The 20053-nt window shown below is 66.5% G+C and carries 10 protein-coding genes; 2 read left to right on the forward strand and 8 right to left on the reverse strand.

What is annotated here, in order from left to right; genetic code table 11:
* Positions 1–15 precede the first annotated feature (15 nt).
* The 4 genes from ACI48I_RS18270 to rimO all read right to left on the reverse strand — a co-directional run bounded on the left by ACI48I_RS18270 (position 16) and on the right by rimO (position 13293).
* On the reverse strand, positions 16–8238 hold the full coding sequence (locus ACI48I_RS18270) for a beta strand repeat-containing protein (RefSeq protein ID WP_498575007.1): 8223 nt from the start codon (positions 8236–8238) through the stop codon (positions 16–18).
* 36 nt (positions 8239–8274) lie between these two features.
* Positions 8275–10437 carry a peptidase domain-containing ABC transporter gene (locus ACI48I_RS18275; RefSeq protein WP_498575008.1) on the reverse strand — a complete coding sequence of 721 codons (2163 nt, stop codon included), beginning with the start codon at positions 10435–10437 and terminating at the stop codon, positions 8275–8277.
* 244 nt (positions 10438–10681) lie between these two features.
* Positions 10682–11851 carry a cystathionine beta-lyase gene (locus ACI48I_RS18280; RefSeq protein ID WP_498575009.1) on the reverse strand — a complete coding sequence of 390 codons (1170 nt, stop codon included), beginning with the start codon at positions 11849–11851 and terminating at the stop codon, positions 10682–10684.
* 14 nt (positions 11852–11865) lie between these two features.
* Positions 11866–13293 (reverse strand): 30S ribosomal protein S12 methylthiotransferase RimO, encoded by a 1428-nt coding sequence (gene rimO, locus ACI48I_RS18285; protein ID WP_193686129.1) that lies wholly within the window; start codon positions 13291–13293, stop codon positions 11866–11868.
* A gap of 195 nt (positions 13294–13488) precedes the next feature.
* On the opposite strand from rimO, the gene ACI48I_RS18290 reads away from it, so the two are divergent.
* Entirely contained in the window at positions 13489–15156 is a 1668-nt protein-coding gene (locus tag ACI48I_RS18290; RefSeq protein ID WP_498575010.1) for a methyl-accepting chemotaxis protein, read from the forward strand.
* Positions 15157–15365: 209 nt separating this feature from the next.
* Here ACI48I_RS18290 and phaR read toward each other — a convergent pair whose 3' ends face one another.
* A complete protein-coding gene (gene phaR, locus ACI48I_RS18295) occupies positions 15366–15926 on the reverse strand; it encodes a polyhydroxyalkanoate synthesis repressor PhaR (RefSeq protein WP_193686131.1) in 561 nt (186 codons plus the stop codon).
* A gap of 209 nt (positions 15927–16135) precedes the next feature.
* Positions 16136–17893, reverse strand: a complete 1758-nt coding sequence (phaC, locus tag ACI48I_RS18300; protein WP_498575011.1) for a class I poly(R)-hydroxyalkanoic acid synthase — start codon at positions 17891–17893, stop codon at positions 16136–16138.
* 69 nt (positions 17894–17962) lie between these two features.
* Between phaC and ACI48I_RS18305 the strand changes: the two genes are divergently transcribed.
* The gene (locus ACI48I_RS18305) at positions 17963–18199 is read left to right on the forward strand and encodes a hypothetical protein (RefSeq protein WP_498575012.1); all 237 of its coding nucleotides are present in this window, start codon (positions 17963–17965) and stop codon (positions 18197–18199) included.
* Between the two features lie 15 nt (positions 18200–18214).
* Here the strand turns inward: ACI48I_RS18305 and pgeF are convergent, their stop codons facing one another.
* Positions 18215–18991, reverse strand: a complete 777-nt coding sequence (gene pgeF, locus ACI48I_RS18310) for a peptidoglycan editing factor PgeF (protein WP_193686134.1) — start codon at positions 18989–18991, stop codon at positions 18215–18217.
* Positions 18991–20034 carry an RluA family pseudouridine synthase gene (locus tag ACI48I_RS18315; protein WP_498575013.1) on the reverse strand — a complete coding sequence of 348 codons (1044 nt, stop codon included), beginning with the start codon at positions 20032–20034 and terminating at the stop codon, positions 18991–18993. Before ACI48I_RS18315 ends, pgeF begins: the two co-directional genes overlap by 1 nt.
* Positions 20035–20053 lie beyond the last annotated feature (19 nt).

Raw genomic sequence — 20053 nt, forward strand, 5'->3', positions numbered from 1 at the left:
CCCGGCCTTCCGGACTTACTTGATTTTCTTCGTACCCTTGCCGAGGCCTTCGAAGCCCTTCAGCTCGACGCCGCCGATCGCGGCCAGCGAGGCCTGGCCGCCGCCGAAGGCGGTGGTCGAGCCGAGGAAACCGCTGCTCGCCTGCGCCAGCACCGTGGTGTCGACGCCATTGCGTTCGTCGGCCCAGGTCAGCGTCTTGCTGTCCGCCTGCGCCTTCGAGACCGCGAGATCGACCGCCAGCCAGGCGCCGAAGGCCTGCGCCGAGGTCGTGTTGGCGACAACCGGGGCGGGCAGCGCGAACTCGGCGACCTTGTTGAAGTTCAGGTAGCTCGGCACCGCCGGGCCGCTGGCAGTGCCGGCAGCGGGCGCTTCGACCGCGGCGGCAACCGCGAGGGTCGCCACGCCGTTCGACGCCGTGACACCAGCCGACAGCGACAGCTTCTTGCCGGCCGAACCAGGGTTGCCCGGCGACGTGCCCGGGCCGTCGTTCTGGTTGGTGTCGTGGCCCGCCGGTGCAGCGTCCTCGCCATTGCCCAGGCCTTCGTTGCCGTGGCTGACCGCCAGCGTGAACACGTCCGACGCCGACAGGCTGCCGGCCGTGCTGCCGTCGGCAGCGGCGTCGGTGGCCGTGACGCGCACATCGATCTTGCCGACCTGCTTGGGCGAGGTGCCCGAGAAGGTGCCGGTGGCCGCGTCGAACTTCAGCCAGGTCGGCAGCGCGCTACCGTCGGCCAGGGCGGCCGTGTAGCTCAGCGTGTCGCCCTTGTCGATGTCCTTGAAGCTGCCGGCCGGGAGCGCAAACGAGAAGGCCTTGTTGAAGGTGACGTCATGGTCGGCCAGCGGCGTCACCACGATCGGTGCGTCGTTCACGCCGGCGACAGTGATGTCCAGGGTCGAGGCGGCGCCGGCGATGCCGTCGCTGGCCTTGACCACGAAGCGCTCGGTGACGCTCGCATTGCGGCCCAGCGACTGCGCAGCGGCGGTGTCGAGCTGGTAGCTGTAGCTGCCGTCCTGGGCCAGGGTCAGCTTGCCCAGGCTGCCGGTCACGGTGCCGGCGTTGGTCAGCGCCAGGCGGGTGCCGGCGTCGACATCGCGGTCGTTGGCCAGCAGGTTGCCGCTCACGCCGGCCGCGTCTTCGGTCAGGCGCGCGCTGTCGGCGGCCAGCACCGGCACGTCGTTGGTGCCGGTGATGGTGACCGCGAACTGCGAGGCGGCATTCGCCTGGCCATCGGTGGCGAGGTAGCTGAAGCTGTCGACCACGGTCTGGCCCGCGGCGAGGGCCTGCACGACCTGCGAGCCGTTGTCCAGGCTGTAGGTGTAACTGCCGTCCTGGGCCAGCACCAGGCTGCCGTAGATGCCGGCATAGGTGCCCGGCGCCGCCACTGCCAGCACGGAGCCGGCGTCGACGTCGTGGTCGTTGGCCAGCAGGTTGCCGCTGGCGACGAGCGTGCCGTCCTCGCCCACCTGGGCGGTATCGGCGCTGACCAGCGGCGCGTCGTTGGTGCCGGTGATGGTAATGGCCAGTTCCGATGCCGACTGTGCGCTGCCGTCGGTGGCGAGGTAGCTGAAGCGGTCGACGACCGTCTGGCCGGCGCCCAGCGCCTGCACTGCCTGCAGGCTGTCGTCCAGGTTGTAGCTGTAGCTGCCGTCCTGCGCCACCACCAGGCTGCCGTAGATGCCGGCATAGGTGCCCGGTGCCGCCACGGCCAGCGTGGTGCCCGTGTCCGCATCGCGGTCGTTGGCCAGCAGGTTGCCGCTGACGGCCGGGGCCAGGTCTTCGCTGACCTGCGCCACGTCGGCGCTCACCGCCGGCGCGTCGTTGGTGCCGGTGATCGTAATGGCCAGTTCCGATGCCGACTGCGCGCTGCCGTCGGTGGCGAGGTAGCTGAAGCGGTCGACGACCGTCTGGCCTGCGCCCAGCGCCTGCACTGCCTGCAGGCTGTTGTCCAGGGTGTAGGTGTAGCCGCCGTCCTGCGCCACCACCAGGCTGCCGTAGATGCCGGCATAGGTGCCCGGTGCCGCCACGGCCAGCGCGGTGCCCGCGTCCGCATCGCGGTCGTTGGCCAGCAGGTTGCCGCTGACGGCCGGGGCCAGGTCTTCGCTGACCTGCGCCACGTCGGCGCTCACCACCGGCGCGTCGTTGGCGCCGGCGATCGTGATGGTCAGGTTCGCTGCGCTGCCGGCGATGCCGTCGGTCGCCACGTAGGCGAAGGTGTCGGTCACGGTTTCGCCCGCGTTCAGGGCCTGCACGTTCGCGGCCCCCGCGTTCAGGGCGTAGCTGTAGCTGCCGTCCTGGGCGATGGTGAGATTGCCGTAGACGCCTTCATACCTGCCCGGCGCGGCCACCTGCAACACGGTGCCGCGGTCGATGTCGCTGTCGTTGGCCAGTACGTTGCCGGTCACCGCGGCGGCATTGTCTTCCGCCGTGGCGGCGCTGTCGCCGGCCGTCACCGGACCGTCGTTGACGCCGACGATGCGCACGTGGGCCGTCGCGGTCGAGGTTTCGCCCATGGCGTCGGCGATGGTGTAGGTGAAGCTGTCTTCCACAACCTCGCCCGCCGCCAGGCTCTGGTAAGCGTCGCCGATGTCGTAGCCGAGCATGCCGTCCTGCAGGCTCAGGTCCACGCCGAGCGCCGACTGGCCGACCGCGATCACGGTCACCACGTCGCCGGCGTCCGGGTCGGTGTCGTTGGCCAGCAGCCGGGTCACGGGGACGTTCAGCAGTCCGTCGTCTTCGCCCAGCGCCAGCAGGTCGTCCGCTGCGGTCGGCGCCGCGTTCAGCAGGCCGGCGATGCCGCCATGGTCGAGCGTGGTGCCGTCGTCGAACACGATCTCCGTCACGCCCTCGGACTGGACCAGCCAGTCGGCCAGCACGATGCTGTCGCCGGTGGCGACGATGGTCAGGACGAGGTCATTGCCGGACTGCCCGGCATGCAGGTCGGCGGCGGTGAGTCCGCCGCGGATGGCGAGCGTGCCGCTGCCTTCCGAATCGATCACGCGGTCGTTGCCGTCGCCCGCGCCGAACAGATAGGTATCCTTGCCCGCGCCGCCCAGCAGCAGGTCGTTGCCGGCACCGCCGGCCAGGGTGTCGTTGCCGGCCATGCCGGACAGGAGATTGTCGCCGCTGTTGCCGGTCAGGACGTTGTCCGAGGCGTTGCCGCTGCCCTGCAGGTTGGCGCCGCCGGTCAGGACCAGGTTTTCCACGTTCGCACCCAGCACGTGGCTGGCGCTGGCGTAGACCGTGTCGACGCCAGCGCCGGCCGCTTCGACGACGGTGTCGCCGGCGTTGTCGACCAGGTAGACGTCGTTGCCGGCGCCGCCCTGCAGCATGTCGGCGTCAAAACCGCCGTCCAGGCGGTCGTCGCCCGCGCCGCCCAGCAGGGTATCGCTGCCGGCGCCGCCATTCAGGATGTCGTTGCCCGCGCCGCCGTCGATCAGGTTGGCGCCGCTGTTGCCGGTGATGGTGTTGTCGAGCGCATTGCCGCTGCCGTTGATGTTGGCGCTGCCGGTCAGTACCAGGTGCTCGACGTTCGCCGACAGCAGGGTCGTCGCACTGGCCAGCACGGTGTCCACGCCCTCGCCCGCCGCTTCGATCACGACGTCGCCGGCGTTGTCGACGATATAGGTATCGTCGCCGGCAGCGCCGGCCAGGGTATCGGCGCCGAGGCCGCCGTCAAGGACGTTGGCGCCGCTCGTGCCGAGGATGCTGTTGGCCAGCGCGTTGCCGGTGCCGTTCAGGTCGCCAGTGCCTTGCAGCACCAGGTTTTCGACGTTGGCGCCAAGGGTGTAGCTGAAGCCCGCGCGCACCGTGTCGGTACCGCCGCCCGCCGCCTCGACGACGGTGTCGGCCGTGTCCACTTCATAGATGTCGTCGCCGCTGCCGCCCTGCAGGCTGTCCGCGCCGGCGCCGCCGACGAGGGTGTCGTTGCCGGCGCCGCCGACCAGGGTGTCGTTGCCGGCGCCGCCGTCGAGAACGTTGTTGCCGCCGTTGCCCGTGATGAGGTTGTCGGCATCGTTACCGCTGCCGTCGAGGTTGGCGCTGCCGGTGAGGGTCAGGTTCTCGAGCTGTTCGCCCAGCGAAGTCGAGAAGCTGGACTGGACCGTGTCCACGCCCTCGCCCGCGTTCTCGACGATGCGGTCGGCCGCGTTGTCGATGACGTAGGTGTCGTTGCCGCTGCCGCCGATGAGGACGTCGTTGCCGACGCCGCCGTCGAGCGTGTCGTTGCCGGCGCCACCGAGGATGGTGTCGTTGCCGGCCATGCCGGAGAGAACATTGGCCGCGTCGTTGCCCGTGATCAGGTTGTCCTGCGCGTTGCCGGTGCCGTTGATCGCGGCGGCGCCGGTCAGGACCAGGTTCTCGACGTTGTTCGAGAGCGTGTAGTTCGCGCTAGCATAGACGATGTCGGTGCCGGCGTTTGCCGCTTCCGTGATGAGGTCGGCCGTGTTGTCGGCGATATAGGTGTCGTCGCCGGCGCCGCCGGCCATGGTGTCGATGCCTGCGCCGCCGTCGATCAGGTTGTTGCCGGCGTTGCCGGTGATGCTGTTGGCCAGCGCGTTGCCGCTGCCGGACAGGTTGGCGGCGCCCGTCAGCACCAGGTTCTCGACATTGGCCGTCAGGGTGTAATCGATCGAGGACTGCACGGTGTCCGTGCCGGCGCCCGCGCCCTCGACGACGGCATCCTTCGCATCCTCGACCACATAGGTGTCGTTGCCGACGCCGCCCTGCATCAGGTCGGCACCGCTGCCGCCGTCGAGGATGTCGTCGCCGCCGTTGCCGACCAGCGTGTCCATGCCCGCGCCGCCGTTCAGGGTATTGGCCGCATTGTTGCCGGTGATGACGTTGTCGAGCTCGTTACCGCTGCCGTTGATGACCGCGCCGCCGGTGAGCACCAGGTTTTCGACGCTGTCGGTCAGGGTATAGGTGATCGAGGACTGGACCGTGTCGCTGCCCTCGCCCGCGTTCTCGACAACCAGATCGCCCGCATTGTCGACGACGTAGACGTCGTCCTCCGTGCCGCCGGCCATGCTGTCGGCACCCACGCCGCCGTTGAGCAGGTCCTTGCCGGCATCGCCCTGCAGGCGGTCGTCGCCGAGGTCGCCGTTGAGGGTATCGTCGCCGTCGCCGCCGATCAGGGTATCGTTGCCGAGGTTGCCATTGATGGTGTCGTTGCCGGCCTTGCCGTCGAGGACGTTCGCGCCGGTGTTGCCGTTGATGATGTTGGCCAGTTCGTTGCCATTGCCGTCGATGTCGAGCGTGCCGGTCAGGGTCAGGTTTTCGACATTGTCGGTGAGGGTGTAGGTGATGCTCGACTGGACCAGGTCGGTGCCCTCGCCCGCCGCTTCGACGACCAGGTCGCCGTTGTCGTCGACCACGAAGGTGTCGTCGCCCAGGCCGCCCGCCATGCGGTCCGCGCCCGCGCCGCCGTTCACGATGTCGTTGCCGGCGTCGCCGAAGAGTTGGTCGTCCCCCGCCTCGCCGTAGAGAACGTCGTTGCCGTTGCCGCCGCTGATGCTGTCCTTGCCGGCACCCGCGTAGACGGTGTCGGCGCCATCGCCGGCGGCGGCGGTGTTGTTGCCGCTGTTGCCGGTGATGATGTTGTTGAGCGCGTTGCCGGCGCCGTTCAGGTCATCCGTGCCGGTCAGGGTCAGGTTCTCGACGTTGGCGGTAAGCGTGTAGTCGATGCTCGAATACACGGTGTCGGTGCCGGCGCCGGCCAGTTCTTCCACGACGTCGCCCGCATTCTCGACGATGTAGGCGTCGTCGCCGTAGCCGCCCTGCATCAGGTCGGCGCCGAGGCCGCCGTCGAGGGTGTCGTTGCCGTAGAGGCCGGCCAGCGTGTCCTTGCCTTCGAGGCCGAACAAGCTGTTGTTCGCGTTATTGCCGGTGACCGTGTTGTCAAGCTCGTTACCGGTGCCGCGCGTGCCGGCGCCGCCCGTCAGCACCAGGTTCTCGGTGTTGGCGGTGAGGGTGTAGTCGACGCCGGACTGCACCGTGTCGAGGCCTTCGCTTGCGTTCTCGACCACCAGGTCCAGCACGCTGTCGACGATGAAGGTATCGTCGCCCAGGCCGCCGGCCATGCGGTCGTTACCCGTGCCGCCGTTGAGCACGTCGTTGCCGGCGTCGCCTTGCAGCTGGTCGTCCCCGCCGTCGCCGTTCAGGGCGTCGTTGCCTTCGCCGCCGATCAGGGTATCGTTGCCGAGACCGCCATTGAGGGTGTCGTTGCCTGCCAGGCCGTCGAGGACGTTGGCGCCGGCATTGCCGTTGATGATGTTGTTCAGCTCGTTGCCGGTGCCCGCGATGTCCTGGGTGCCGGTCAGGTTCAGGTTCTCGACGTTGTCGGTCAGCGTATAGCTGATGCCCGCGTTGACCAGGTCGGTGCCTGCGCCCGCGCCTTCGATGATCAGGTCGCCCGCATCGTCGAGGATGTAGGTATCGTCGCCGCTGCCGCCTTCCATGCGGTCGGCGCCGAGGCCGCCGTCGAGGAGGTCGTTGCCCGCTTCGCCCAGCAGCAGGTCATTGCCGGCGCCACCGTTGAGGGTGTCGTTGCCGGCGCCCGCCGCGAAGCTGTTGTTGCCGGCGTTGCCGGTCATGACGTTGGCCAGCGTGTTGCCGATGCCGTCCAGGTCTTCGCTGCCCAGTAGCACCAGGTTCTCGACGTTGTCGGTCAGCGTGTAGCTGATGTTCGAGCGTACCGTGTCGTTGCCGACGCCCACCGCCTCGGTGACGCGGTCGCCCGCCTGGTCGATCACATAGGTATCGTCGCCTTGCCCGCCGTCCATGGTGTCGGCGCCGAGGCCGCCGTCCAGGGTGTCGTTGCCCGCGTTACCGAAGAGGACGTCGGCGCCGTCCATGCCGAACAGCAGGTTGTTGCCATTGTTGCCGCTGATCGTGTTGTCGAGCTCGTTGCCGGCGCCGGTGCCGGCACTGCCGGTCAGCGTCAGGTTCTCGACCTCGGCGCTCAGGGTGTAGTTGACGCCCGCCAGCACCTTGTCGATGCCTTCGCCGGCCAGTTCGCTGACCACGTCGGCGCTGTTGTCGACCACATAGGTGTCGTCGCCGCTGCCGCCTTCCATGCGGTCGACGCCGGTGCCGCCGTCCAGGGTATCGTTGCCGAGGCCGCCGACCAGGCGGTCGTCGCCGCCGTTGCCGTTCAGCGTATCGTTGCCCTCCAGGCCGTACAGGACGTTGGCGCCGCTGTTGCCGTTGATGACATTGTCGAGCGTGTTGCCGCTGCCTTCGAGCACGGCGCTGCCGGTCAGCACGAGGTTCTCGGTGTTTTCCGTCAGGGTGTAGCCGATGCTCGACTGCACGGTATCGACGCCAGCGCCGGCCGCTTCGACCACCAGGTCGCCGCCGTTGTCGACCACATAGGTGTCGTCGCCACTGCCGCCTTCCATCGTGTCGGCACCCAGGCCGCCATCGATCAGGTCGTTGCCCGCTTCGCCGACCAGGCTGTCGTCGCCGGCCTGGCCGTTGAGGATGTCGTTGCCGTCGCCGCCGAAGACGAAGTCGTTGCCGGCGCCGGCATTGACGGTGTCGGCACCGGCGCCGGCCTGCACCGTATTCGCGCCGCTGTTGCCCGTAATGAGGTTGTTGAGCGCATTGCCGCTGCCGGCCAGGTCGGCCGTGCCCGTGAGCGTCAGGTTCTCGACGTTGTCGCCCAGGGTGTAGTCGATGCTCGACTGGACGGTGTCGCTGCCGCCGCCCGCCGCTTCGATCACGCTGTCGCCGGCGGCATCGACCACATAGACGTCGTCGCCGGTGCCGCCGCTCATGGTATCAATGCCGGTCCCGCCGTCGAGGGTGTCGTTGCCGGCCGCGCCGATCAGGGTGTCGTTACCGTCCAGGCCGCTCAGGATGTTGGCGCCGTTGTTGCCGGTGATGACGTTATCGAGGGCGTTACCGGTGCCGTTGACGGAACCGGAGCCGGTCAGGGTCAGGTTCTCGACGTTGTCACCCAGGGTGTAGGTCACGCTGGACTGGACCGTATCGGTGCCTTCGCCCCCGTTCTCGACCACGCGGTCGCCGGCGTTGTCGACCACATAGGTGTCGTCGCCGGCCGCGCCGATCAGCGTGTCGGCGCCGCCGCGGCCATCGAGGACGTTGGCGCCGCTGTTGCCGGTGATCGTGTTGTTCAGCGCATTACCGGTGCCGTTGATGTCGGCACTGCCCGTCAGGATCAGGTCGTCGACGGTGGACGACAGCGTGGTGGTGACGGACGAATTCGTGGTGGTCATGGGTTTCCTCTTGTTTTACGTCGGAAGGCTGGGGAATCAGGCGGCGGGTGCTTGCGCGGCGGGCGGCACGACCTGCATTTTTGCTGCGGGATGGCTGCGGGTTGCGGCGGAGCGGTCGAAGCTGAACACTTCGTCGACCTGCAGGCCACGCGGAATCTGGTGCGTGATGAAGACCATCGTGACCTTGCCCTTCAGGGAGTTCACGGTACGCGCGAAGCCCTCGGCGGTCTGCTGGTCCAGGTTCGACACGGCTTCGTCGAAAATCAGGATGTTCGGGTTGCGCAGCAGTGCGCGCGCGATCGCCAGGCGCTGGCGCTGGCCGCCGGACAGGCCGGTGCCGCGCTCGCCGATCTCGGTCTGGTAGCCCTGGGGCAACTTGTCGATGGTGTCGTGGATCTCGGCGGCCTTGCAGGCGGCGATGACGTCGTCGAAGCTGGCATGCGGATGCGCCATCACCAGGTTGTCGTAGATCGTGCCGGAAAACAGCACGGTCTCCTGGGGCACGACGCCGAAGCTGCGGCGCAGTTCATTCGCGGCCAGGAAGCGGATGTCGCGCCCATCGAGCAGGACCTGGCCGTCGCCCGGCTGGTAAAAGCCCAGCAGCAGCTTGGCGAGGGTGCTCTTGCCGCAGCCCGAAGCCCCCATCAGCACGGAGAGGCGCCCCGGCTTGAACGACAGGTTCAGGTTGCGGTACAGCCAGGGGTGGTGCTCGGAATAGCGGAAGGCCAGGTTGACCAGCTCGAGCGCGCCCTGCCCGCGGGCTTCGCGGCTCGGCACCATCGCGTGGGGCTCGGTCGGCATGTCCATCATGTCGCCCAGGCGCTTCACGGCGATGTTCGCCTGTTGGAACTCCTGCCACAGGCCGGACAGCCGCAGCATCGGCTGGCTCATGCGGCCGGCGAACATCTGGAAGGCGACCAGCATGCCGATGGTAAAGCCGTCGTTACGCATGACCAGCAGCGCGCCCACCAGCAGGATGGACAGCGTCATCGCCTGCTCGACCGCATTGGCGGCGACGTTATAGGTGTTGCCTACCTGCTTGGTCGAGAAGCCGGCTGCCAGCGACTGGGCCAGCAGGTCGCCGTACTTGCGGTCGACGTCCGGTTCCATCTGCAGCGATTTCACGGTGCCCATGCCGGCCAGGTATTCGGTCAGGAAGGCCTGGTTGCGCGCGCCCAGCATGAACTGCCTGTTCAGGCGATCGCGAAACAGCGGCGTGACCAGGATGCCCATCACGGCGATGACGCCGAGCAGGCCGAGCGCGATCAGCGAGAGCTGCCAGCTGTAGCTGAACATCACGGCCAGGAAGATCAGCAGGAAAGGCAGGTCGAGGATCAGCGTGACGGCCGCGCCCGAGATGAATTCGCGGATCGTCTCGACGCCATGCAGGCGCGCGACCAGGGTGCCGGTCGGACGCTGCTCGAAGTAAGGCAAGGGCAGGCGCAGCAGGTGGCGGAACACCTCGCTGCCGAGCACGGCGTCGATCCGGTTTCCCGTATGCAGCACCAGGTATTGGCGCAGCCAGGTCATGCCCGAGGTAAAGACCATGAACATCAGCAGGCCGACAGCCAGCACGGCAAGGGTATTCTGGGTCTGGTGCACGACCACCTTGTCGATGATCGCCTGGGTGAACAGGGGCGTCGCCAGGCCGACCAGCTGGATCGCCAGCGAGGCGAGCAGGATGTCGCGCCAGATCGCCTTGTGTTTCACCAGCTCGGGCAGGAACCAGCGGAAGCCGAAGGGCTTTTTTTCGCTGCTAAAACCGGCGATCTCCGCGTCCGGGCCGGCTTCGATCGTCGTTTCCTTGCCGAACAGGAGCAGCTCGGGCGCGAAGCGCAGGCCGGCCTCGTCGATCGCGATCGATTCGGCGACCTCGGAACCGGCACGAAAACAGCTCAGGGTCTGCCCATCGGTCTTCAGGATGAGCAGCAGGGAATGCACTTCGCTGCCGTCCGCCTGCGGCGTGCGCAGGAAAGCGATGGCAGGCAGGGGAAGCTGTTGCCAGTCGAGGCCGGCGACGGCGCAGCTGCCCGTGCGGATGCCGACGGCGCGCGCCATCTCGTGGAAGCTGGCAACGCAATATGGGGGTGGAAATTGCTGGGCGACCAATCCACTGTCGAATGGGAGCCGATACAGGCCGCACAGGCTCCCCAATGCCCACAGGACTTCCTCACGCCGAACGATGTCGGTAAGCGCCATAAACCCCAGTTTCTCTCTGCGTTGAATGCGAAGACCATGCTGTTTCGACAAGCGGTCTTTCTAATGAGAAATATTTTATCATGGAGTTGCCGTATGGCAATGGTCTTCCTCAAGGCGCCGGGCGTGCGCGCCACCTGCCGGAGGAATGTGTTGCGCGGAGCAGACAGTGGGGGATCGAGCGAGCCGGGCCCAGATGTAAAAAAAACCACCGCATGCGGTGGTTTCCTTGTCCAGACCAGGTTGCTTACTTCTGTAGCTGGCCGAGCGCCTGCTCGATGTCGGCAATCAGGTCGTCCGTACTTTCAAGGCCGATATTGAAGCGTACCAGGGTCCCCTTGCCTTCCCAGTTGCGGCGGATCGCCGCCATCCGGTAGGGCATCACCAGGCTGTTCGCGCCGCCCCAGCTGTAGCCGAGGCCGAACAGCGCGAGCGAGTCGACGAAGCGGTCGGTCTGCTCCTCCGTGTAGCGCTCGTCGAAGATGACCGAGAACAGGCCGCCGGCGCCGCTGAAGTCGCGCTGCCAGGTAGCGTGACCCGGGCAGTCCTCGAAGGCGGGATGCAGCACGCTGGTGATTTCGGGACGCGCCTTGAGCCAGGCCGCGACCCGGCGTGCGCCGGCATCGTGGGCCTCGAAGCGCAGCTTCATGCTCGGCAGGCCGCGCATCACCAGATACGCGTCGTCCGCGCTCACGCCGAGGCCGAGGCGCATGTGGGCCATCGCCAGCCTGTCGTGCACGGCGCGGTCGCGCGTCATCACGGCGCCCATCAGGACGTCCGAGCCGCCCGACTGGTATTTGGTCAGCGCCTGCATGATGATGTCCACGCCCAGGTCGAAGCCGCGCAATGCGAGGCCCGCCGACCAGGTGTTGTCGAGCGCGACCAGCACGCCGCGCGCATGCGCCGCGGCGCAGATCGCAGGCAGATCGGGCACTTCCATCGACACTGAACCCGGCGCCTCGGTCCAGACCAGCTTCGTGTTCGGCTGGATCAGGTCGGCGATACCGGCGCCGACCAGCGGATCATAATAGCGTGCGGTGATGCCGAAATCGTTCGACAGCCAGCGCCCCAGTTCGCGATTCGGGTTGTAGACGTTATCGGGCAGCAGGACGTCGTCGCCGGTTTTGAGCAGCGCGAAGTCCACCATCGCGATCGCCGCCAGGCCCGAGGGCGCGAGCAGGCAGTGGCGCGCGTCCTCGATCTCGGCCAGGCGCGCTTCCAGGGTGAAGGTGGTCGGCGTGCCGTGCAGGCCGTAGGTATAGGCGTTCTTCTCTTTCCACTCGCCCGAGCGCATCGCCGCGACGCTCTCGAACAGCACGGTGGAGGCGTGGTGGATGGCCGGCGGGAAGGCGGCGAAGCCGCCCGGGGCCGTGTAATCCGTGTGGATGATCTGGGTCTGGAGCGACTTCTTCGTCATGGTCGGCGCGTCCTTTAGGCCAGGGTGGCCCACAGGTCGTGGGCGTCCGCCTTCGTGACGACCACGTCGGCGAACTGGCCGACGGCCAGCTTCGATTTACCCGGCACCAGCGAGCGCTTGATGTGGACCACGCCGTCGATTTCCGGCGCGTCGGCGCTCGACCTGCCGATCGCTTCGCGCGGACCGACTTCGTCGACCAGCACGCGGATGGTCTTGCCGACCTTCGCCTGCAGGCGCTTGAGCGAGATTTCTTCCTGCAGCAGCATGACGCGCGCACGGCGCTCTTCGCGCACTTCCTGGGGCACCGGGTTGGCCAGTTCGTTGGCGGTCGCGCCTTCGACCGGCGAATAGGCGAAGCAGCCCAGGCGGTCGATCTGCGCTTCGCGCAGGAAGTCGAGCAGGTATTCGAACTCGGCTTCCGTCTCGCCCGGGAAGCCGGCGATGAAGGTCGAGCGGATCGTCAGGTCCGGATTCATCTTGCGCCAGGCCAGGATGCGGTCCAGGTTCTTTTCGCCGGAAGCCGGACGCTTCATGCGCTTCAACACGTCCGGGTGCGCGTGCTGCATCGGGATGTCGAGGTAAGGCAGCACGTGACCGTCGCCCATCAGCGGGATGACCTGGTCGACGTGCGGATACGGGTAGACGTAGTGGAGGCGCACCCAGGCGTCGTACTGGCGCGCCAGCTGGCCCAGGGCCTCGGTCAGTTGCGTCATGTGGGTCTTGATCGGGCGGCCGTTCCAGAAGCCGGTGCGGAATTTCACATCGACGCCATACGCGCTCGTGTCCTGCGAAATCACCAGCAGTTCCTTGACGCCGGCCTTGAACAGGTTTTCGGCTTCGATCAGCACTTCATGGATCGGGCGCGAGACCAGGTCGCCGCGCATCGACGGGATGATGCAGAAACTGCAGCGGTGGTTGCAGCCTTCGGAAATCTTCAAATACGCGTAGTGCTTCGGCGTCAGCTTGACGCCATGGTCCGGCATCAGGTCGATGAAGGGATCGTGCGGTTTCGGCAGGTGCAGGTGCACCGACTCCATCACTTCGGCCATCGCATGCGGGCCGGTCACGGCCAGCACCTTCGGGTGCACCTTGGTGATGATGTCGTCGCCCGCGGCGTCCTTCTTCGCGCCCAGGCAGCCGGTGACGATGACTTTACCGTTTTCGGCCAGGGCCTCGCCGATCGCGTCGAGCGACTCCTGCACCGCGGCATCGATGAAGCCGCAGGTGTTGACGATCACGAGGTCGGCACCGGCATACGACTTGGCGGTCTGGTAACCCTCGGCGCGCAGCTGGGTCAGGATCTGTTCCGAGTCGACCAGCGCCTTCGGGCAGCCGAGCGAGACGAAACCGACCTTCGGTGCGGCGGCTGGGGCAGCCGAAGGTGCACCAACTGCGGTCTCAGGGTTGGCGGCGGGGACGGGATTGCGGCGGAGTTCGAGCATGGGCAGGAGGCGACAAAGTAAACGGGCAATCTGCGATTGTACCTGAACGCACACGGGGGGACCACCGGGTGGGCGTTTCGCGGCTGTGGATTTCCACAGCTGGTGCCAGGGTGTCGTTTTCTGGAAACCACTGATACTTTCCATGTGGATATACTTTCCGGTTCCCGAACAGCCTACTCTCACCGGTTTCTCCACATGAATATCAATAAACTTGGCGTCGGCAAGCGTCTTGCCCTCGCCTTTTCCATCATGCTCGTCATCATGGTCGGCATGGCCGTCGGCAGCCTGGCCCGCATGGCCACCATCCAGGGCAAACTCGACCGCATCGTCAGCCATGACAACGTCAAGCTCGGCATGATCATGGAGATCCGCCAATCGGTCATGAACGCGATCATGAACGGCCGCAACATCGCCCTGATGCACGACCCGGCCGAGATCGAGGCCGAAAACAAGCGCCTGGCTGCGAACCGCGCAGTCTATGCCGACACCTTCAAGCGCCTCGAAGCCCTGGCCACGACGCCTGAAGAAAAAGCGGCGCTCGACAAGATCACCGCCAGCCGCGCTGCCGCGGTCGACGTGGTCACGAAGATGACCACGCTGGTCAAGGCAGGCGAGCGCGAAGCCTCGAACCGCGTGCTGCTGCTCGAACTGCAGCCGCTGCAGGCCAAGACCATCGAGGCGATGGACGCCATGGTGAAGCACGAGGAAGGCCTGGTCGCCGAAGCCGCCCGCGAAGCCGGCGCCGCCCACGAGGCCGCGCGCGTGCAGACCGCGCTGATCACCCTCGGCGCGCTGGCCATCGGCGCCCTGCTCGCCTGGACCATTACCCGCGGCCTGCTGCGCCAGCTGGGCGGCGAGCCGCTGTATGCCGCGACGATCGCCGAACAGATCGCGCAAGGCGCCCTGAACGTGCCGATCACGGTGCGCGAAGGCGACACGGGCAGCCTGTTGTTCGCCCTGCGCACCATGCGCGACAACCTGGCCAGCCTGGTCGGCCAGGTCCGCGTTGCCACCGACAGCATCGCCCAGGCCTCCGCCGAAGTCGCCGGCGGCAGCGCCGATCTCTCGAGCCGCACCGAATCCCAGGCCGGCACCCTGGAAGAGACGGCCTCGTCGATGGAAGAACTGACCGCGACCGTGAAGCACAATGCGGACAATGCGGCGCAAGCCGACACCCTGGCGCGCGCCGCCTCGAAGGTCGCCGAACGCGGCGGCAGCGTCGTGCTTGACGTGGTCGGCACGATGGGCGCGATCAACCATTCCTCGAAGAAGATCGTCGACATCATCGGCGTCATCGACGGCATCGCCTTCCAGACCAATATCCTTGCGCTGAACGCGGCCGTGGAAGCGGCCCGCGCCGGCGAACAGGGCCGCGGCTTTGCGGTCGTCGCCAGCGAAGTGCGCAACCTGGCCCAGCGCTCGGCCGCCGCGGCCAAGGAAATCAAGGGCCTGATCGCCGATTCGGTGGACAAGGTCGACGCCGGCAGCAAGCTGGTGGACGAGGCCGGCAGCACGATGCACGAAATCGTCGACAGCATCCGCCAGGTGGCGACGCTGGTGAAAGGCATCACGGTCGCGAGCGGGGAACAGTCGCGCGGCATCGAGCAGATCAATGTCGCACTGATCGAGATGGATGGGGTGACCCAGCAGAATGCGGCCCTGGTCGAGGAAGCGGCGGCGGCGGCGCAGGCGATGCAGCAGCAGGCCGGGGCGCTGGCGCAGCTGGTCAGTGTGTTCCAGTTGGGGAATGAGACGAAGGCGCTGGGCCGGGCGGTGTCGCCGCAGCGGCAGTTACCGGCAGTGAAAGCAGCGCCGGCCCGCAAGGCGGTCGCGGCGGGTGCCGACAGCTGGGAAGAGTTTTAATTTATACGAGCGATAACGGGGCTGTTGCCTGCACCGTTATCGTTTTTTTGACTCCGCGTGGGCTCGGGAGCCCGCCCTACGGTTGAGGTCACGGGCTCGCGGCAGCGCCCGTCCGCGGCGTTTTCCGTAGGGTGGGCTCTCCGAGCCCACGCGGATCATGCGGACCAGGAATACCCCACGCAACAGCGCCGCGAAGTCCGCAGACGAGCTTACTTCTTGTCCGTCGGCGGCACCGGCGGAAACGGAAACGCGCTGAACAACACCTTGCTCTGGTTCTGCATCTGCTCCTGCATCTGCATGAACAGGTTCTTGCTCTGGTCGATGTAGTTGTTCATCATGCCCTGCATCATCGGGCCTTGCACGTTCATGAACTGGGTCCACATTTCCGGGCTGAAGGGTTTGCCTTCGAGGGCGCCGGCGGCGTTGCTGGTGAACTTGTTCTGGATGTCGGTGAAGGCCTGGACGTTCTTTTCCAGGTAGGAACCCATCATCCCCTGCATCGCGTGGCCGTAGTAACGGATGATCTGGGCCAGCACGGCGCTCGAGAACATCGGCGCGCCGTTCGCTTCCTCTTCCAGGATGATCTGCAGCAGGATCGCGCGGGTCAGGTCTTCATTCGTCTTGGCGTCGACCACCGTGAACTCGTCGGCGTCGAGGACCAGCTGCTTCACGTCCGTCAGGGTGATGTAGGAGCTGGTCTGGGTGTCGTAGAGACGACGGTTCGGGTATTTCTTGATCAGGCGTTCAGTACTGTTTTTTGCACTACTCATCTCAAGTTCCATGTTGCGTCCGCCTTATGGGCGGCGCTGCGAAGATTGTTCAATAGGCCGGCGTCGGTGCGTCCAGGAGGCCATGGATGTTGCCCAACAGGACGAACCAACTAAAAATACCACGTTCGATGCGCAGGTGCAGCAATTATCGCTTTTGCCACTGAATTTATTTCAAGGCAAGACACACCTGGGTCTCGCACTTTGTCCGTTCAGTCCGCCCGTGCCTTCACATAACGGCCCGGTGCCGGTTCGGTCGGCTGGTATTGCGCATTGCCGAATGCAGTCGGCGCCGGCACTTCTTCGCCACCATTCTCCTGCAGGAAGCGGGCCCATTCCGGCCACCAGCTGCCCTTGTTTTCCTGCGCGCCGGCGAACCATTCGTCGGGCGACAGCGGCCCCTTGCGGCCCTTCTTCTCGTTCAGCTTGTCATTCACCCAGTAGCTGCGCTTGCCCTTCGAGGCCGGATTGATCACGCCGGCGATATGGCCCGAGGCGCCCAGCACGAAGCGGTTCGCCTTCGGCTTTTTCGGGTTCAGCAAATTCATCGAGGCGAACGCGGCCGGCCACGGCACGATGTGGTCTTCCTTGGAGCCGTAGACGAAGACCGGCGCCTCGATGCGCCCGAGGTCGACCGGCACGCCGCAGACCGTCAGTTGGCCCGGCACCCTCAGTTTGTTCTCGAGATAGGTGTTGCGCAGGTACCAGCAGAACATCGGTCCCGGCAGGTTCGTGCTGTCGGCATTCCAGTACAGCAAGTCGAATGCCGGCGGCACCTTGCCCTTCAGGTAGTTCTGCTGGACATAGTTCCACACCAGGTCGTTCGGACGCAGGGCCGAGAAGGTCGTCGCCAGGTCGCGTCCCGGCATGATGCCGCCCTTGGCCAGCGAGGCTTCGCGCCGCGCCACCTGGTCTTCATCGATGAAGACCTCCAGCACGCCGGTGTCGGAAAAGTCGAGCAGGGTCGTCAGCAGCGAGAGGCTGGCGGCCGGCTGCTGGTCGCGCGCGGCGAGTACCGCCAGCGCGCTGGCGGCGATCGTGCCGCCGACGCAGAAACCGAAGACGTGGATCTTGTCCTGGTTACTGATTTCGCGCGTGACCCGGATCGCCTCGATCGCACCGCGTTCGACGTAATCGTCCCAGGACAGGTTCGCCATCGATTTGTCCGGATTGCGCCACGAGACCATGAACACGGTATTGCCCTGCTCGACGACATAGCGCACCAGCGAGTTTTCCGGCTGCAGGTCGAGGATGTAGAACTTGTTGATGCACGGCGGGATCATCAGCAGGGGACGGGCGCGCACGGTCGGCGTCGCCGGGCTGTACTGGATCAGCTGGAACAGGTCGTTTTCATAGACCACCTGGCCGGCGCTGGTGCCGACGTTCTTGCCCACCTCGAAGGCCGATTCGTCGGTCTGCGAAATGCGCCCCTTGCGCAGGTCTTCCAGCATGTTCTGCAAGCCCCTGGTCAGGCTCTCGCCCTTCGATTCGATGAGCTTGGCCTGGGCTTCCGGATTCGTTGCCAGGAAATTGGCGGGCGACATGGCGTCGACCATTTGCTGGACCGTGAAACGGATCTTCTGGCGCTCGCGCGGACCGGCCTCGACCGCGTCGGCCAGGGCTACCATGAATTCGCTGTTGAGCAGGTAGGAGGCGGCCGTGATGGCGGCGAAGGGCGTCGCCGTCCATTCGGAACTGGAAAACCGCTTGTCCTGCAGTTGCGGGGTCTTGCCGACCATGAAATCCTGCCACAAGCGCCCTGCTTTCTGCAGGTAATCCTGGCGCAAGGTGTCGAGCTTGGCCGGGGCGATCGTCACGTTGAAATCCTTGAACACGCCGGCCAGCGGATTGGCGGCGGCGGCCTGCATGCCACCGGCCGCGGGCAGGTTCAACCACCCCTGCCACGCCGAGGGATCGGTGAACTGGTTCATCCAGGTGGTGGCGAAAGCTTGTGGGTCGGGCATATTCATGTCGGCGTCCGTTAGAATCGGCTTGGTTAAGTCGCGTAGTTAAAGTCTGGCAATCAACTGGAGAAACGTATGTGGATCGTCGCAATCGGCTGGAGTTATGTCGTCATCCTGATGGCAGCGACGGAAACGTCCTTCGTCGCGGGCGTGATGACTTTCCTCGTGTACTGCATGATACCGCTGTCTGTACTTTTTTACATCACCGGTGGCAAGCGGCGCCGGGCCCGGCGTGCCGCCGCGCAGGCGGCACCGGACGCTGGACGCCCCGGCGACCGCGTGGAGACCGGGGAGCAAACTGAGAAGTATTGATGACGCGAAAAAACGTCACTTGAGCCAGATCAAACTCGCCTGGCGTCCCGTCACGCCGTCGCGGCGATAGGAATAAAAGCGGCCGGTCTCGGTGTGCGTGCAGCGATCGCCGCCGGCGACACTGGCGACGCCAGCGCGCCCCAGCATCAGCCGCGCCAACGCAAACATGTCCGCCAGGTATTTCCCTTCGATGCCGGGACGCGGCACGAAGGCGAAACCGACGTCCACGCCCGGGAGCGCCGCGGCGAAACTGTCGAACACATCCTGCCCGACCTCGAAGGCCTGCGGCCCGATCGCCGGTCCCATCCAGGCGGTGATCTCGCCGGCGCCCGCCGCGCGCATGGCGGCCACGGTCTGCCCCAGCACGCCGCCGGCCAGCCCGCGCCAGCCCGCGTGCGCCGCCCCCACCACCTTGCCGCCGCGGTCGGCGAACAGCACCGGCAGGCAATCGGCCGTCAGGATGGCGCAGACAATGCCGGGCGCGGTCGCGATGCTGGCGTCGCCCGTGCGCACCGGTTGATCGGGGCCGACGGTGGCGGCATCGACCACGTCGGCGCCGTGCACCTGCGCGATCCAGGCCGGGCGGCCCGGCAGCAGGCCTTGCAGCCGGGCGCGATTCTCCGCCACGTGCGCCGGATCGTCGCCCACGTGCAGGCCGAGGTTGAAGCCGCCGCCGCCGCGCCCGTCGTCATACGGACCCTGCGACACGCCCCCGCGCCGCGTGCTGGCCAGCGCGCCGATATTGGCCGGCGCATCGGGCCAGTCGGGAATGACGAGCTCGGGTGCGTCCATCACACCGATTCCGGCTCGGGGATGCCGGCTTTTGCGATCAGTTCCGCAAAATCGGCGGCCAGCGGCACGACCCATTCGCACTGCTCGCCCGTGGCCGGATGGACCAGGCCGAGGCGGCGCGCCTGCAGCGCCTGGCGGTGGAAGACCGGGGACAGGTGGGTTTTGCCGTAGACGGAATCGCCGACCAGGCCGAAGCCGATCGACAGCATGTGCACGCGGATCTGGTGGGTACGGCCCGTCTCCAGGCGGCACTGCACCAGGCTGACCGGGCGGCGGTCGAGCATGCCTTCGGCGACGCGGGTGTAGTGGGTGATCGCCGGTTTCGCGCCCAGGCTGGTCGAGACCGCCATCTTGACGCGGTCTTTCGGATGGCGCCCCATCGAGGCGTCGATCGTGCCCGACAACTGCGGCGTGCCCCAGACCAGGGCAAAGTATTCGCGCTTCACGGTACGTGCCTGCAGCTGGCGCACCAGGTCGGTCTGGGCGGCCAGGGTCTTGCCGACCACCATCAGGCCGCTCGTGTCCTTGTCGAGGCGGTGCACGATGCCGGCGCGCGGCACCGAGGCCAGCTGCGGCGCATGGTGCAGCAGGCCGTTCAGCAGCGTGCCCGACCAGTTGCCGGCGCCCGGGTGCACGACCAGGCCGGCCGGCTTGTTGATCACAAGGATGTGCTCGTCTTCAAACACGATATCGAGCGCGATTTCTTCCGGCGCGAATGCGGTGTCCTCGGGCGCCGGTTGCGGGCGCACTTCAATGGTTTCATCGCCATAGGCCGTGTCCTTGCCGCGCGCGGTCTTGCCGTCGACCAGGATGTGGCCGCCGTCGAACCAGAGTTGCAGGCGGCTGCGCGAGAACTGCGGCACCAGGGTGGCGACGACCTTGTCCAGACGCTGGCCGCACGCCGTTTCGTCCAGGTGCAGGGTGATCGGGGAGAGGTCGATGCCGCTGGGGGCAAGGAAAGCAACTTCGTCGGCATCGATTTCATCGTCGAAATCGGGGTCCAGGGGCAAATCCGCCGAAATCGGCGCAGGAGTTAATATCACGTCAGTCCCATCGGCTATA

It is taken from the genome of Massilia sp. LXY-5, assembly GCF_059801075.1.

Bases quoted from the DNA above. Each gene is read 5' to 3' on its own strand.
- ACI48I_RS18270 (WP_498575007.1), bottom strand. From the start codon at position 8,238: ATGACCACCACGAATTCGTCCGTCACCACCACGCTGTCGTCCACCGTC.
- ACI48I_RS18275 (WP_498575008.1), bottom strand. From the start codon at position 10,437: ATGGCGCTTACCGACATCGTTCGGCGTGAGGAAGTCCTGTGGGCATTG.
- ACI48I_RS18280 (WP_498575009.1), bottom strand. From the start codon at position 11,851: ATGACGAAGAAGTCGCTCCAGACCCAGATCATCCACACGGATTACACG.
- rimO (WP_193686129.1), bottom strand. From the start codon at position 13,293: ATGCTCGAACTCCGCCGCAATCCCGTCCCCGCCGCCAACCCTGAGACC.
- ACI48I_RS18290 (WP_498575010.1), top strand. From the start codon at position 13,489: ATGAATATCAATAAACTTGGCGTCGGCAAGCGTCTTGCCCTCGCCTTT.
- phaR (WP_193686131.1), bottom strand. From the start codon at position 15,926: ATGAGTAGTGCAAAAAACAGTACTGAACGCCTGATCAAGAAATACCCG.
- phaC (WP_498575011.1), bottom strand. From the start codon at position 17,893: ATGAATATGCCCGACCCACAAGCTTTCGCCACCACCTGGATGAACCAG.
- ACI48I_RS18305 (WP_498575012.1), top strand. From the start codon at position 17,963: ATGTGGATCGTCGCAATCGGCTGGAGTTATGTCGTCATCCTGATGGCA.
- pgeF (WP_193686134.1), bottom strand. From the start codon at position 18,991: ATGGACGCACCCGAGCTCGTCATTCCCGACTGGCCCGATGCGCCGGCC.